General features: G+C 71.9%; 14 protein-coding genes. 13 read left to right on the top strand and 1 reads right to left on the bottom strand.

The annotated features are described in order from the left end of the window. Nucleotides 1-123 precede the first annotated feature (123 nt). Nucleotides 124-501: a Na-translocating system protein MpsC family protein gene (locus Q7L65_RS00420; protein ID WP_304718229.1), complete on the bottom strand. Its 378-nt coding sequence runs from the start codon at nucleotides 499-501 to the stop codon at nucleotides 124-126. Between the two features lie 127 nt (nucleotides 502-628). Here Q7L65_RS00420 and Q7L65_RS00415 point away from each other — a divergent pair, with 127 nt between their 5' ends. From Q7L65_RS00415 to Q7L65_RS00355, 13 genes are all read left to right on the top strand, one after another. Further along, entirely contained in the window at nucleotides 629-1054 is a 426-nt protein-coding gene (locus Q7L65_RS00415; RefSeq protein ID WP_304718228.1) for a Na-translocating system protein MpsC family protein, read from the top strand. A gap of 108 nt (nucleotides 1055-1162) precedes the next feature. After that, on the top strand, nucleotides 1163-1564 hold the full coding sequence (locus tag Q7L65_RS00410; RefSeq protein WP_304718227.1) for an alpha/beta fold hydrolase: 402 nt from the start codon (nucleotides 1163-1165) through the stop codon (nucleotides 1562-1564). A gap of 29 nt (nucleotides 1565-1593) precedes the next feature. Further along, entirely contained in the window at nucleotides 1594-1926 is a 333-nt protein-coding gene (locus tag Q7L65_RS00405) for an STAS domain-containing protein (RefSeq protein ID WP_304718226.1), read from the top strand. Between the two features lie 411 nt (nucleotides 1927-2337). Then, nucleotides 2338-3348 carry a LacI family DNA-binding transcriptional regulator gene (locus Q7L65_RS00400; protein WP_304718225.1) on the top strand — a complete coding sequence of 337 codons (1011 nt, stop codon included), beginning with the start codon at nucleotides 2338-2340 and terminating at the stop codon, nucleotides 3346-3348. A 28-nt stretch (nucleotides 3349-3376) separates the two neighbouring features. After that, on the top strand, nucleotides 3377-4144 hold the full coding sequence (locus Q7L65_RS00395; RefSeq protein ID WP_304718224.1) for a glutamine amidotransferase: 768 nt from the start codon (nucleotides 3377-3379) through the stop codon (nucleotides 4142-4144). Further along, nucleotides 4144-6189, top strand: coding sequence for a hydantoinase/oxoprolinase family protein (locus Q7L65_RS00390; protein ID WP_304718223.1), 2046 nt, complete (start codon nucleotides 4144-4146; stop codon nucleotides 6187-6189). Before Q7L65_RS00395 ends, Q7L65_RS00390 begins: the two co-directional genes overlap by 1 nt. Then, complete coding sequence (locus Q7L65_RS00385; RefSeq protein WP_304718222.1) at nucleotides 6186-7808, top strand: hydantoinase B/oxoprolinase family protein; 1623 nt, start codon at nucleotides 6186-6188, stop codon at nucleotides 7806-7808. The genes Q7L65_RS00390 and Q7L65_RS00385 overlap by 4 nt, the downstream gene beginning before the upstream one ends. 93 nt (nucleotides 7809-7901) lie before the next feature. Then, entirely contained in the window at nucleotides 7902-8990 is a 1089-nt protein-coding gene (locus tag Q7L65_RS00380; protein ID WP_304718221.1) for a substrate-binding domain-containing protein, read from the top strand. After that, a complete protein-coding gene (locus Q7L65_RS00375; RefSeq protein WP_304718220.1) occupies nucleotides 8987-10012 on the top strand; it encodes an ABC transporter permease in 1026 nt (341 codons plus the stop codon). Before Q7L65_RS00380 ends, Q7L65_RS00375 begins: the two co-directional genes overlap by 4 nt. Then, nucleotides 10009-10800: an ATP-binding cassette domain-containing protein gene (locus Q7L65_RS00370; protein WP_304718219.1), complete on the top strand. Its 792-nt coding sequence runs from the start codon at nucleotides 10009-10011 to the stop codon at nucleotides 10798-10800. Before Q7L65_RS00375 ends, Q7L65_RS00370 begins: the two co-directional genes overlap by 4 nt. After that, on the top strand, nucleotides 10793-11806 hold the full coding sequence (locus Q7L65_RS00365) for a ribokinase (protein ID WP_304718218.1): 1014 nt from the start codon (nucleotides 10793-10795) through the stop codon (nucleotides 11804-11806). The genes Q7L65_RS00370 and Q7L65_RS00365 overlap by 8 nt, the downstream gene beginning before the upstream one ends. Next, nucleotides 11803-12387 carry an amino acid synthesis family protein gene (locus Q7L65_RS00360; protein WP_304718217.1) on the top strand — a complete coding sequence of 195 codons (585 nt, stop codon included), beginning with the start codon at nucleotides 11803-11805 and terminating at the stop codon, nucleotides 12385-12387. The genes Q7L65_RS00365 and Q7L65_RS00360 overlap by 4 nt, the downstream gene beginning before the upstream one ends. A 24-nt stretch (nucleotides 12388-12411) precedes the next feature. Then, the gene (locus tag Q7L65_RS00355; RefSeq protein ID WP_304718216.1) at nucleotides 12412-13899 is read left to right on the top strand and encodes an amidase; all 1488 of its coding nucleotides are present in this window, start codon (nucleotides 12412-12414) and stop codon (nucleotides 13897-13899) included. The last annotated feature ends 229 nt before the right edge of the window (nucleotides 13900-14128 follow it).

The following is a 14128-nucleotide window of genomic DNA, read 5'->3' as shown; positions in this document are numbered from 1 at the left end:
GGCTCTCGGGATCGCGGTGGACGTGCGAACGCTCCGAAAGTCACGTCGCTCTGCCGGACCGTTGTGCCGACCGCGCGGCGATGCCCTTCGCCGTTGACTCTACTCCCGTCGCCAAGACAGCCGTCAGGTTGGGGGCCGCTGTGCTGACCCGAGCATGAACAGTTCGATCTCGATGTCGGGTCCGACGTGGGTGTTGGAGATGAATGCGAGCACGTTGCGGCCGGAGAGTCGTTCGACGTGTTCGATGAATCTGTCGCGCATCGCGGTCTGGAAGTCGCTGCGCGTCTCCTGCACGGTCGTCGTGCGTTGCAGCTCGATCAACGTCTTCTCGACGTCGGTGTAGATGCCGCCGAAGACGCATGCGATCAGGTCGTCGCCGAGCAGCGTCGTTCTTGCTGTGACGGGTTCGCGGTGGTAGTAGCGCTTGTGCAGCGCGACCATCTCGCGGGTGACGGCGTCGAGCAGTTCGTCGCCGTGCAGTGGTGCCGGTGGGACCGGCATGCGGACCCTTCTCTCTTGACCTCGAGTAGTGAGCGCGCGAGGCAGAGGGCAGACACCCAACGAGCGAATCACCAATGACCATAGCGCGCGGCGGGTAAGGTCGCCGCATCTCGACCGAGGTTCAGACATGACCCCTTCCGATGTTCAGCGTGCGCACGGTGACGTGCTCACGGCCATATCCGATGGTCTTGTCGCGCTGTTGAAGGACTACTACGGCCGTGGCCCGACGCAGGTCAAGTCGTACTATCAGGACGATCTCGTCGTCTGCGTCCTGCGTGGCGGTTTCTCGCGGGTGGAGCAGACGCTGCTGGAGGGCGGCCGCGGCGCGGCCGTGATCGAGCAGCGGATGGCGTTTCAGGATCTGATGCGCGACCGTTTCATGGCCGTCATCGAACACGCCACCGGCCGTAAGCCGATCGGTTTCATGAGCGGCAACCAGCAGGACCCCGACCTCATGTGCGAGGTGTTCATCCTGCCGCCAGTCGAGCACGACACGGAGTCGGTGTTCTCCCCGGCGAAGAGCCGCGACGACCGCGAAAGAGCGATGCCGTAGAGCGGCGCGCCTCCGCGGGCGTCGTTTGGCAGCAGGCCGACGAGCGCGGCCGCTGGTTGGGCTCGGGTCGTGTGGGTAGCTCAGCCGCAACCGAGTCCGGAGCCCACGTTGACCGAGATCACCGCCCATCACGGCATCTTCAAGGACACCAAGCTGCACGTCGACGACACCGGTGACGGCGGCCGCCCCGTCGTGCTGATTCACGGCTGGCCGCTGACGGGCGAATCGTGGAACGACCGGATCCCGGCGCTGCAGGCGGCCGGCCACCGCGTCGTCGCCGGCGAGGTCGCCCGCTACTTCACCGAGTACGGCGCCGAGCGCGTGCGCAGCGCCGTCGTCGCCGCGGCGGTCCCGCCGTACATGGAGCAGGCCAGCGACAACCCCGAGGGTCCGCTGACCAAGAATCAGGCCGCCGCCATGACCGCCTCTCTGACGACCGACCAGGACTCCGTCTACGACGACTTCGTCACGAGATTCTTCCGCGTCCTGATCGAGTTCGTGGCAACGTGACCCTCCAGAGAGCGGGTAGCGGTCGGCTCATGCCTCAGGCGCTGCGCAAGATGGACTGCTCGTTCGGCTTCGATCAGCCGGACGCGCCGGTGGTGCTTCGCCCACTGGTCGCACCGCATTTCGGGATCGCGGAGAGCCTTGGTCGCGAGCTGGAGCGATTCGGCAGAGAGTTCGCGACGGTCAGCCTTGACCTCCGCGGCGTGGATCGGCTTGGTGAAGAATGCGCCGCCGTCATCGTGGAGGCAATAGCGGCAGCGCAGCGCCGAGGAGGCCGATTGGTACTGCTCGGGCTCACCGACGCCTTGCGTCGCGAACTGTCAGCAGACCCTGAACCGCCGCAGCGGACGGTCGGCACCATCTGACGAGCAGGAAGACGTCACCTCCTCAGGCAAGAACGAGTTCGACGGGCTGACCAACGGCGCCAAGCGGTGGGCGCACGACCGCCGAGCTGATCGGTTTCGACGCTGTCGCAATCCCTCGCAGAGCCCATGCAGGTCGAACCGCGCACGATGCGCAGCCGTACGGCGGGTGCCGAGACCGGCAGGCGGAGATCCGGTGGCTCCGAAGCGGAGCGCCCGTTGCAAGGCCCGCGCGTCCAGCGTGGACGTGCCAGCTTCCCTGCCGCGTTTGCCAACGGCGCCAGAGCGAGCTAGGTTGCTCCGAACCGGTTCGGAGAATGTGCATTCCGAACCTTGCTACGGAGTGATTTGCCTGTGACATCTGGGTCGACTGCGGATCGAAGCGCTGCGGAGAACGATGGTGATGGTGTCGCGATGCGGCGTGTCACGATCCGCGACGTGGCCGCGAGCGCTGGTGTGGCGCCGAGCACGGTCAGTGCCGTGCTGAACCAATCCGTTCCGACCTCGGGCGACGTTCGGCGGCGAGTGCTCGAAGCGGTTCGGACACTCGGGTACGAGCCGGACCACAACGCGCGCAACCTCGCGCGGCAGCGCGCGCAGGCGATCGGGCTCGTGATCCCGGACACCGAGAACGCGTTCTTCGCCGTGCTCGCGGGCGGCCTCGACGCTGCCGTCGGCGACGACGGGTTCAGCGTCCTGCTCCACACCGCGCGCTATGAGGACAGCCGTGAGCAGGACCTCGTCCGACTCGCACGCAGTCGGCGCCTCGACGGCATCGTCTACATCGCCGGGACCTCGACCGCGACCGGCGCGCTCAACGAGCTCGCCCGCTCCGCTCCGGTCGTCGTCGTCGACGAACGCACGTCTGGACTGAACGTCCCCTTCGTCGGCGCCGAGAACCGCCGCGGCGCGCGCTTGGCCGCCGAGGCGGCGCTCGCGTTCGGTCATCGCCGCGTCGGGATCGTCACGGGACCGACTGCGCTGTGGACGGCGGAGCAGCGGCTGGCCGGCTATCGGGAGGGTCTCGCCAGGGCTGGGGTGGACCCCGACGGAGTGCCGAGCTTCACCGGCGACTACCGCGTCGAGAGCGGCATCGCCGCGGCCGAGGCGCTGTTGTCGGGCCCGCGCGAGAGCCGGCCGACCGCGCTGCTGGTGTCCAACGACCTGATGGCGATCGGTTGCCTGCGCTGGTGCTTCTCGGCCGGGATCTCGGTCCCGCACGACGTGAGCGTCGTCGGCTTCGACGACATCCCGCTTGCGCGTCACTTCGTGCCTGCGCTGACGACCGTCCGCCAGCCGGCGCAGGAGATCGGCGCCGCGGCCGGGCGCCTGCTGCTGCAACTGCTGCGCGACGAGCAGCCCGACGCCGTCAGCGAGCTGCCGACGACGCTGGTGACCCGCGAATCGCTGATGGAGGCTCCATGATCCGCATCCCGACGCGGAGGGGCGCGCGATGAGCGTCGCCGCACGCCCGACCGTGATGGTGGTCGGCGAGTCCTGGGTGACGCACAGCGTCCACCAGAAGGGCTTCGACAGCTTCACGACGACGACGTACGAGGAAGGCATCGGCTGGCTCGCCCCGGCGATCGAGGCGGCCGGCTACGAGCTGCGGTTCGTGCCCAACCACCTCGTCGCCACCGCTTTCCCGACCGACCCCGACGAACTCGCGCGGATCGACGCGATCCTGCTCAGCGACGTCGGCGCCAACACGCTGCTGCTCGGGCCCGCGACGTTCGAGCGCAGCGAGCGCGCGCCCAACAAGCTCGAGCTGCTGCGCGACTACGTCGCCGGCGGCGGCGGCCTCGGGATGGTCGGCGGCTACCTCTCCTTCCAGGGCATCGACGGGAAGGCGAACTTCCGCAACACCGTGCTGCACGAGGTGCTGCCGGCGGTGCTGCCGCAGGGCGACGACCGCGTCGAGGCGCCGCAGGGGCTGACGCCGCGGATCGTCGACGACGGCCATGCGGTCACGGCGGGCCTGCCGCAGACCCTGCCGGAGATCCTCGGCTACAACCGCTTCGCGGCGCGCGACGGCGCCACGGTGCTGGCGACCGTCGGCGAGGACCCGTTCCTGGTCGTCGGCACGCACGGCTCCGGGCGCACGCTCGCGTACGCGACCGACTGCGGACCGCACTGGGCACCGCAGGCGTTCGTCACCGACGCCAGCTACGACCGCTTCTGGGCGCAGGCGATCGGTTGGCTGGCAGGAGCGCAGGACTGATGCCGGCCGTCGTCGGCATCGACATCGGCGGGACGTTCACCGACGTGGTGCACGTGGACCTCGACAGCGGCGTGCTGTCGGTCGACAAGGTGCCGAGTGTGGCGGAGCGGCTGCACGACGGCGCCGAGCAGGGACTCGCCGCGCTCGCCGCTCGCCATGGCGTCGACGTCGGCGCCGTCGAGGTCGTGGTGCACGGCACGACGGTCGCGACCAACGCGCTGATCGAGCAGCGCCTGCCGCGCACCGCGCTGCTGGCGACGGCGGGGTTCGGCGACATCCTCGAGATCGGCACGATGCTGCGGCCCAAGGCCTACGACCTGCTTGCGCCGAAGGCGCAGCGGCTGGTGTCGCGCGAGCTCGTGCACGAGGTGCGCGAGCGGCTCGACGCCGACGGCGAGGTCGTCGAGCAGCTCACCGAGGAGGAGATCGCGCGCGCGGTCGCCTGGGTTGGCGAGACGCAGCCGCAGGCGGTCGCGATCTGCCTCCTCTTCGCCTACCGCGACGGCGTCCACGAGCGGCGCCTCGCGCAGGCGATCCGCGCCGCGCACCCGCAGGTGCGGGTCTCGCTCAGCAGCGAGGTCGACCCAGAGATCCGCGAGTACGCGCGCGCCAACACGACGGCGCTCAACGCCAGCCTCAACCCGCTCGTGGCGACCTACGTCGAGCGCTTCGAGGCGATGCTGACGGCTCTGCCGGGAGCGCAGCGGCTGTACGTGATGCAGTCCAACGGCGGGCTGATCGCGCCCGCCGCGGTGCCGCGCAACGCGCACCGGATGGTGCTCTCCGGGCCGGCCGGCGGGATCGTCGCCGCGCAGCGGCTGCTCGGCGAAGCGCACGCGGACCTGATCACCTTCGACATGGGCGGCACCAGCTCCGACCTCTGTCTCGTCGCGAACGGCCGCGCAGCGATCGCCTCCTCGACGTCCGGGCACGACCGCATGCCGATCCGTGCCGCGTCGCTGGCGATCAACGCCGTCGGCGCCGGCGGCGGCAGCATCGCGGCTGTCGACCCCGAGGGCGTGCTGCAGGTCGGCCCCCGCAGCGCGGGCGCCTTCCCGGGACCGGTCTGCTACGGCCGCGGCGGCACCGAGCCGACCGTCACCGACGCCCAGCTCGTGCTCGGGCGGATCGCCCCGGACGGACTGCTCGGCGGCGAGATGGCGCTCGACCGCGATGCCGCCGCCGCCGCGATCGAGCGGCGGATCGCGCAGCCGCTCGGCCTGCCGCTGGAAGCGGCCGCGGTCGCGATCGTTGAGGTCGCAGTCGCCGTGATGGAGCGCGGCCTGCGCGTCGTCTCGGTCAACGCCGGCCACGATCCGGCGGCCTTCTCGCTCGTCGCCTTCGGCGGTGGCGGGCCGCTGCACGCCTGCGACCTCGCACGCGCCGCCGGGATGCGTCGCGCGCTCGTGCCGATCGCGCCGTCGACCTTCTCCGCGCTCGGGCTCGTCTGCGCCGAGCTCAGCGAGACCTGGCCGGCCGTCGTCGAGCAGCGCGCGTCCGAGCTCGACGACCGGCGCTTGGCGGAGCGCTTCTCGGCGCTGGAGCGCGAGGCGCTGCGCGCCTACGCCGAGCAGCACGGACAGCAGCGCGCGCCGTCGTTCACCCGGTTGGTCGAGCTGCGCTACGTCGGTCAGCGCGACGCGCTGACGGTCGCCTCCGACGGCCGCGACCTCGCGCAGCTGGTGCAGCGGTTCCATGCCGAGCACGAGCGCGCGTACGGCCACGCGAGCCCCGACGATCCCGTCGAGGTCGTCACGCTGCGGCTCGTGGCGGCGAGCCCGTGGCACGAACGCGGCGTCGATCCGGCGCGCCTGCAGCGGCGCAGCGCGCCCGCCGCAGGCGGTGCCGGCGGCACGCGCGCGGTGCACTTCGCGCACGACGGCTGGGTCGAGTGCGCGGTCCTCGACCGCGCGACGCTCGCGGTCGGCGACGTCGTCGAGGGGCCGGCTGTCGTGCAGGAGCGCGAGACGACGACCGTGCTGCCGCCGGGCGCAGTCGCGCGCGTCGACGCGGCGCACTCGCTCGCGATCGAGGTCGGACGATGACCGCGGTGCGCCACGTTCCGGCGCTGGAGGTCTTCCGGCACGCGTTCGAGGGGATCGCGGAGGAGATGGGCGCGACGCTGCTGCGAAGCTCCTACACCGTCGTCATCAAGGACCTGCTCGACTACTCCTGCGCGCTGTTCGACGCCAGCGGCGCGCTCGTCGCGCAGGCCGGCCACATCCCGTCGCACCTCGGCTCGATGGGGTACGCGCTGAAGCGGATCGTCGCGAAGTGGGGGGAGGACGTCCACCCGGACGACGTGTTCGTCACCAACGACCCGTTCGACGGCGGCACGCACGTGCCCGACATCCACATCTTCATGCCGATCTTCGCCGCCGGGCGGCGGATCGGGTTCGCCGGCAGCATCGCCCACCACGCCGACTGGGGCGGGCGCGTGCCGGGCTCGATCTCGGCCGCGAACGAATCGGTCTTCGAGGAGGGCGTCGTCTACTCCCACCTCAAGCTGGAGGCCGCCGGCGTGCCCAACGAGGCGCTCTACGAGGTGATCGCCTCCAACATCCGCCAAGCGCCGCTGGGGCTCGGCGACCTGCGGGCGCAGATCGCGGCCGCGCGCACCGCGGTGCGGCGCTTCGACGCGCTGCTGGAACGTCACGGCGCTGACGCGGTCGTCCACGCGATGAGCGGCCTGATCGACCGCTCCGCGCGCGCCACGCGCCGCGCGATCGCGGCGTTGCCCGACGGCCGCTACGAGGCTGAGGGCTTCCTCGACGGCGACGGCGTCCACGTCAGCGGGCCGCTGCGGATCGCGGTCGCGCTGACGATCGCGGGCGAAGCGCTCGAGGTCGACTTCGCCGGCACCGTCGCGCAGCAGCCGACCGGCATCAACGTGCCGCTGGCGACGACGCAGTCGGCCGTCCTCTACGCCGTGCGCACCATCCTCGACGACAGCGTCCCAACGACCGAGGGCTGTCTGGCGCCGATCTCGATCCGGCTGCCCGAGCGCTCGCTCGTGAACCCGTCGCGGCCGGCGCCCGTCAGCGACCGCCACCTCACGTCCCAGCGACTGGCTGACGTGCTCGTGCGCTGCCTCGCGCAGCTGCGCCCGCAGGAGACGATCGCCGGCTGCTTCGTCGGCTCGGCGTGGATGTCCTGCGCCGCGCCCGGCCGCAAGACCGGCGACGAGATGATCCTGCTGCTCAACGTCGTCGGCGGCGCCGGCGCCGGTCCGCAGCGCGACGGGCTCGACGCGGTCGACACGCACCTGTCGAGCTCGGCGCTGATCCCCGCCGAGGTGGTCGAGACGGAGTACCCGCTGCGCGTCGAGCAGTACGCGCTGCTCGACGGGACCGGCGGGGCGGGCGCGCGCGCCGGCGGGCGGGGGATGCGAGCGGTCTTCCGCGTGCTCGGCGATCAGCCGATCGTCTTCCAGTGCGGCATGGAGCAGACCGATCCGCGCTTCGGCGCCTGGGGGCTGGAGGGCGGTGAGACGGGACGTGCCGGGCACGTCACGGTGATCCGCGCCGACGGCGAGCAGGAGGAGCGGATCGCCGGCCGCTCGCGCGTCGTGCTGGCTCCGGGCGATCGCCTCGTGCTGGCGACCGGAGGGGGCGGCGGCCATGGGGCACTCGAGCGGGGAGGTGCCGGGGCTCGCACAAGCTGACCCGCGCCGGCCGCGCGCCGGCGAGCACTGTCCGTCCGACCATCGTGCGTCGCCTCCGTCACGCGCACATCGCTTCAGAGAGAGGTTCATCGCATGTCCCTGCCTACACCTGACGACAGCAGACGGCTCAACCGCCGACAGCTCGTGCGCGGCGCCGCCGCGGCCGGCGTGGGCGGCAGCGCAATGGCGCTGCTCGCCGCCTGCGGCAAGACCTCGGACTCCAGCACCGACTCCGCCGCCGGCGGCAACGGCGGCGTCGGCAACTTCCCCAGAACGCCGCGCTGGAGATTCGTCGTCGTCTGCCACGCGACCACCAACTCGTTCTTCACCGCGACGCAGTACGGCGTGCAAGACGCCGCCGCGATGGTCGATTCCGACTATCAGTGGACCGGCTCGGCCAACGGCGACGTCAGCGAGATGCTCAACGCGATGAACGCGGCGATCACCGCCAAGGCCGACGGCATCGCCCTCTCGATGGTCGACCCGAGAGCGTTCGACGGCGCCGTCGAGAAGGCCATCAAGGCCGGCATCCCGGTGATCGCGTTCAGCTCCGACGCGCCCGACAGCGACCGGCTCGCCTACGTCGGCTCCGACAACTACGCAGCCGGCATCGAAATGGGCAGACGGATCGTCGACCTCGTCGGCGGCTCCGGCGACGTCGTCCTGTTCGCCGCGCAGCCCGGCGCCGAGTACGCCACGCCGCGCATCAGAGGCACGAGAGAGGTGCTCGAAGAGGCCGGCATCGGCGTCGCCCTCTCCGCCAGCGGCTTCACGATCAACGAGTCGGTCTCCCGCGTGGAGGCCTACTGGCAGGGCCACAAGAGCGTCAAGGGGCTCTACGGCCTCGACGCCTACGCGACGCAGGCGATCGGACAGGTGATCAAGAAGAACGACCTGCGCAGCAGCGGCATGACCGGCGGCGGCTACGACGCGCTGGAACAGACGCTCAAGTACGTCGCCGACGGCTCGCTCGACTTCACGATCGACGAGCAGCAGTACCTGCAGGGCTTCTATCCGATCGTCTCGCTGTTCCTGACGAAGATCTCCGGCGGCCAGACGGGCCCGGCCGACATGAACCTCGCCAACAAGGTGGTGACCAGAGCCGACGTCGCCGCCTACATCGACAACCCGTCGCGCTTCCTCGCGACGACCAGACAGCAGAAGGTGATCTCCCCGTCATGAACGCGAACGCGCCGATCGCCGCCGAGCGCGGCACCGGGTCCACCGGTGCCGCGGGCGGCGCGACGCTCAAGCGCAGGGCGGTCGAGCTGCTCGGCCGCCGGCCGGAGATGCCGATCGTCGCGGTCACGATCCTGCTGGGCGTCTACTTCCTCAACACCGCCGTCGACTTCGGCACGAGCGGCAACTTCGGCACGCTCGCGTCGTTCGTGGCCGCGACCGCGATCATCGCCGTCGGCGCCACGCTGCTGATGGTCTCCGGCGAGATGGACCTCTCGCTCGGCCAGACGTTCGCGTTCTCGCCGCTGATCTTCTACTACGCCCACGACGCCGGGCTGCCACTCGTGCTCGCCGTCGTCGTGGGCGTGCTCGCCTGCTGCCTCGTCGGGCTGCTCAACGGCCTCGTCACGACCGTGATCGGGATCTCCTCGTTCATCGTCACGCTGGGCACCTTCTTCCTGCTCAACGGCCTCAACCTCGTCATCTCCGACGGCACGCCGAAGACGACGCCGGGCGAGGGGACGTTCGCGAGAGTGATGGGCGGGGGCACCTACGCGGCGCTGCTGTGGGCGGTCGGCTTCATGGTCGTGCTGCAGCTCGTGCTGACGAAGACGCGCGCCGGCAGCCACACGATCGCGACCGGCGGCAACATGCTCGGCGCCTCCGAGGCGGGCATCAAGGTGCGCTGGGTCAAGATCCGCGCCTTCATGCTCGCCTCGGCGTTCGCCGGCTTCGCGGGCATTCTGGAGGCGGTTCGCGTGACCTCGATCGACCCGCTCGCGGGCGGTCCGACGCTGACCTTCCAGGCGATCTCCGCGATCGTGATCGGCGGCACGCTGCTGACCGGCGGCTCCGGCACCGTGATCGGGTCGTTCGTCGGCGCGGTCTTCCTCGGCGTCCTGCGCGACGGCTTCACGCTCGCAGGCGTCAACGCCTTCGCCTTCGACCTGATCGTCGGTGTCGCGATCATCGTCGCGATGATCCTGACGGTCGGGATCGGGCGGCTGCGGAGAGGGTTCCGATGAGCGCCGTGGAGCACGACGGACGGGTCGTCGACGCGCTGCGCGTCGAGCACATCGCCAAGCGCTACGGCCCGGTGCGCGCGCTCGGGGACGTCTCGCTGTCCGTTCGTCGCGGGGAGGTCGTCGGGCTGCTCGGCGACAACGGAGCCGGCAAGTCGACGCTCGTCAAGATCATCTCGGGCTTCCTCAAGCCGGACGCCGGCAGGATCGTGATCGACGGCGAGCAGGTCGCGCTGCAGTCGGTCGTGCACGCGCAGTCGCTCGGCATCAACACCGTCTACCAGGACCTTGCGCTGATCGACTCGCTGCCGGTCTATCGCAACCTCTTCCTCAACCGCGAGCTGCGGCGCCGCCCCCTGCCATGGCTGGACGACCGCCGCATGGCGCGCGAGGCCGAGCGGCGGCTCGACGAGATCGGCGTCTCGATCCCCTCCGTCCATACGCCCACGGGTCAGCTGTCCGGCGGCCAGCGACAGGCGATCGCGGTGGCCCGCGCGGTCGGCGCCGAGTCGCGGATCCTGCTGCTCGACGAGCCGCTGGCGGCGATGGGCGCGAAGGAGGGCGCGATGATCCTCGACCTGATCCGTCGCATCCGCGACCGGCGCGAGGTCGCGATCGTGATGATCGCCCACAACTACGCGCAGGTGCTCGAGATCTGCGACGAGGTCAAACTGTTGCAGAACGGTTCCATCACACTCGACAGACGCGCGCACGAGACGTCGGTCGCGGAGCTCAACGAGGTCGTCGTGGAGGAGTACCGGCGTGCGCGCGAGGCGATCAGCCGTGGCTGACGCGGCAGGCTCGGGCGCGGCCGCCGGCGCGGTCGTCGTCGTCGGCAGCGTCAACCGCGACACCTCGTACGCGGTCGACCATCTGCCGGTGCCCGGAGAGACGGTCCTCAGCGAGAGCGTCGAGCAGCACCTCGGCGGCAAGGGCGCCAACCAGGCGGTCGCCGCGGCGCGGCTCGGGCGGCCGGTCGCGCTCGTCGCGCGCGTCGGCGCCGACGACGCGGGCGTCGCGGCGCTCGGCGAGCTGGCGGCCGAGCGGGTCGACACCGCGGCCGTCACCACCGCACCGCTGCCGACCGGTGCCGCGACCGTCGTCGTGGCGCGCGGCGGCGAGAACCAGATCGTCGTCGCGGCCGGCGCCAACGGCGCGCTCGACGCCGCCGACGTCGACGACGCCGCGCCGCTGCTGCGCGGGGCCGCCGTCGCGCTGGTGCAGCTGGAGATTCCCCTCGGCGCCGTCGCGCGGGCGGTCGAGCTGGCCGCCGGGACCGTCGTGCTGAACCCGGCGCCGGCCGCGCCGCTGCCGCGCGAGCTGCTGGCCGGCGTCGACGTGCTCGTGCCCAACCGCGTCGAGCTGGCCGCGCTGGCCGGCGCGCAGCCGGCGGCGACACGGGCGCAGGTCGCCGCGCAGGTCGCGGCGCTGGGGCTCGACGCCGATGTCGTCGTGACGCTCGGTGGCGACGGCGCGCTCGTCGTGCGGCGTGGCGCGATCGAGCACGTCGCGCCGGTCGCCGTCGAGCCGCTCGACACGACCGGCGCAGGCGACGCGTTCGCCGGCGCTTTGGCGGATGCGCTCGCGCGCGGCGCCGAGCTGCTGGAGGCCGTCCGCTGGGCGGCGGCGTGCGCAGCGCGCTCGACCCTGCGCCGCGGCGCCAGCCCGAGTTTCCCCGGTGCGACGGAGGTCGCGCCGCATCCCGACGCCGGAGCCCCGGCGCCCCATCCCGACGGCGGGGCCGCCGCGCTGGGGCGCGACGGCGTCGCCGCGCCGCAGCAGCGAGGAGGACGATGACGACCCCCGTGCCGCAGATCCGCAAGTTGACGACCGCGACCGAAGAGATCCGCTTCGAGGCAGGCCGCGCGGTGACACCGCCGTTGCGCGTCGTCGCGGCGATCGCCGTCGTCGCCAACCCGTACGCCGGCGTCTACGTCGAGCGGCTCGAGCCGCTGATCGACGCCTACTGCGCGCTGCTGGGCGAACAGCTTGGTGGGCGATTGCGCGAGCTGCTCGCCGGTGACCCCGCCGAAGCGTTCGGCAAGGCGGGGATCGCCGGGCTCGACGGCGAGGTCGAGCACGTCTCCGCGATCCTGCACAACCTCACCTTCGGCAACCCGATCCGCGCCGCGGCCGGGGCGACCTCGCTGCTGCCGTCGACCGAGAAGCGCGCCGCCGCGGGGGCGACTGTCGACATCCCGCTCAAGCACGTCCACGACCACACCGTTCGCTCGCACCACAGCACCTTCGAGGTGCGTGTCGGTGACGCGCCGCGCGCCGACGAGCTGCTGATCGCCGTCGCCGCGGCGACCGGCGGGCGACCGCATGCGCGGCTGGCGGCATTCGCCGCCGAGGTCGGCGGTCCCGAGCACGCGTAGCGTCAGGTGCCGGACGCGCGCCGGATGCCGGATCGCGAGCCCCGGCCGGTGCAGCCGCGCCAGCCGCCCGACGAGCTGGCGCGGGCCGGCCTGCGCGAGCTGGCCCTGCTGCTGCACGGGCGTGCGCTCTCCAGCGCCGAGCTGACCGCGGCGACGCTCGCGCGGATCGGGCGCGAGGACCCGCATCTCAACGCCTTCACGGCGATCCACGAGGAGGTTGCGATGCGAGCTGCCGCCGTGGCCGATCGCCGGCTGGCGCGGGAGCGCGCCGATGCGCCCGCGCTGTGCGGCATCCCGGTCGCGCTGAAGGACGTGATCGCAGCAAGTGGTCTGCCCTTGACCGGGAGCAGTCGCGTGCTGAGCGGCAACGTCGCCCGGCGCGACAGCGCGGTCTGGGCGCAGCTCGCCGGGCAGGGAGCCGTCCTGGTCGGGCACACGCAGACGCATGAGCTCGCCGTCGGCAGCATCACTCCGCAGACGGCGAACCCGTGGAATCCGCGGGTCGCCGCCGGTGGATCCAGCGGCGGCGGCGCCGTCGCACTCGCCGCGCGGCTGGTGAGCGCAGCGCTGGGCACCGACACCGGCGGCAGCGTCCGCAATCCGGCCGCGATGAACGGGGTCTCGGCGCTGCGACCGTCGTTCGCGCGGATCAGCCGCCGCGGCGTGCTCCCGCTCGCGCGGGCACTCGACCAGGTCGGGCCGATGGCGCGCTCGATCGAGGACGTCGCGACGCTCTTCGCGGCGGTCGCAGCCGACGGATGGGCGCTCGCCGCCGACCCGCTCCGCGCCTGCTCGGACGCGGCCGTGCGCGATCGTCCGCTGGACGCGCTCGGGGCCGGCCCAGGCCCGCGCGCGTCCGGGCGCCCTCTTGCGGGGATCCGGATCGGGCTGCCGACGGACACCTGGCTCGGAGCCGTCGCACCCGGGATCGGCGTCGTGTGGACGCGCTTCACGGGTGAGCTGGCCGCGCTCGGCGCGCGTCTCGTCAGCGTCACGCCGCCGTCACAACGCGGCACCGGTCCACGGCCGATCGGCGAGCTGCTCGTGCTCGCCGAGCTGCTCGAACACCACCGGCGCTGGTGGCCCTCGCGTGCGCAGGACTACCTGCCGAGCACGCGCGCGCTGCTCGAGAGCGCGGCGGGCCTGCGGATCGGGTCCCAGCAAACGCGGCGGACACGGCGCGAGGCGCGCATGCTGCGCGCGGCCTATCGCGTCCTGTTCGACCGACACCGCCTCGACGCGCTCGCATTGCCGACGCTCTCCTGCGAGCCGCCGCCGCGCCCCTCGCCGCAGGCCGCTGAGATGCCTGCCGTCGGTGCGTCGCTGCGCTCACCGCTGAGCGTCGCGGGAACGCCCGTGGCGGCCGTTCCCGCCGGTCGTTCGCCCGCCACCGGGCTGCCGGTCGGCATGCAGATCGCGACCCGCCCTCTGACCGACTCGCTCGCGCTGCGGATCGCGGCCGTCTATCAGCGCGCCCATCCCTACCACGCGCTGGAGCCTGCGACCTGGTGACGCACACACGAGATGGCGATCGGTCCGGCCCGCGTGGCCGAGCGACGGGAAGCTCACGGTTCGGCTCACTGATTTCAGCAGGACGCGTCGACACGTAAGTCCCGGCCGCCACCGATCCCAGTTCACACGGCGGCAACCCCACCCTGAGGATTCGGTAATAGCGTCACTGCACACCGCGAAACCGCGCTGTGCGTACGTATTTCACCTCTCGCGGTCCGCGCTCTCCGAT

The organism is Conexibacter sp. CPCC 206217 (assembly GCF_030646165.1).
Classification (GTDB): Bacteria; Actinomycetota; Thermoleophilia; order Solirubrobacterales; family Solirubrobacteraceae; genus Conexibacter.
This window is presented reverse-complemented; position numbering and strand designations above follow the sequence as displayed.

Bases quoted from the DNA above. Each gene is read 5' to 3' on its own strand.
- Q7L65_RS00400 (WP_304718225.1), top strand. From the start codon at position 2,338: ATGCGGCGTGTCACGATCCGCGACGTGGCCGCGAGCGCTGGTGTGGCG.
- Q7L65_RS00415 (WP_304718228.1), top strand. From the start codon at position 629: ATGACCCCTTCCGATGTTCAGCGTGCGCACGGTGACGTGCTCACGGCC.
- Q7L65_RS00405 (WP_304718226.1), top strand. From the start codon at position 1,594: ATGCCTCAGGCGCTGCGCAAGATGGACTGCTCGTTCGGCTTCGATCAG.
- Q7L65_RS00420 (WP_304718229.1), bottom strand. From the start codon at position 501: ATGCCGGTCCCACCGGCACCACTGCACGGCGACGAACTGCTCGACGCC.
- Q7L65_RS00370 (WP_304718219.1), top strand. From the start codon at position 10,009: ATGAGCGCCGTGGAGCACGACGGACGGGTCGTCGACGCGCTGCGCGTC.
- Q7L65_RS00390 (WP_304718223.1), top strand. From the start codon at position 4,144: ATGCCGGCCGTCGTCGGCATCGACATCGGCGGGACGTTCACCGACGTG.
- Q7L65_RS00355 (WP_304718216.1), top strand. From the start codon at position 12,412: ATGCCGGATCGCGAGCCCCGGCCGGTGCAGCCGCGCCAGCCGCCCGAC.
- Q7L65_RS00360 (WP_304718217.1), top strand. From the start codon at position 11,803: ATGACGACCCCCGTGCCGCAGATCCGCAAGTTGACGACCGCGACCGAA.
- Q7L65_RS00395 (WP_304718224.1), top strand. From the start codon at position 3,377: ATGAGCGTCGCCGCACGCCCGACCGTGATGGTGGTCGGCGAGTCCTGG.
- Q7L65_RS00380 (WP_304718221.1), top strand. From the start codon at position 7,902: ATGTCCCTGCCTACACCTGACGACAGCAGACGGCTCAACCGCCGACAG.
- Q7L65_RS00375 (WP_304718220.1), top strand. From the start codon at position 8,987: ATGAACGCGAACGCGCCGATCGCCGCCGAGCGCGGCACCGGGTCCACC.
- Q7L65_RS00385 (WP_304718222.1), top strand. From the start codon at position 6,186: ATGACCGCGGTGCGCCACGTTCCGGCGCTGGAGGTCTTCCGGCACGCG.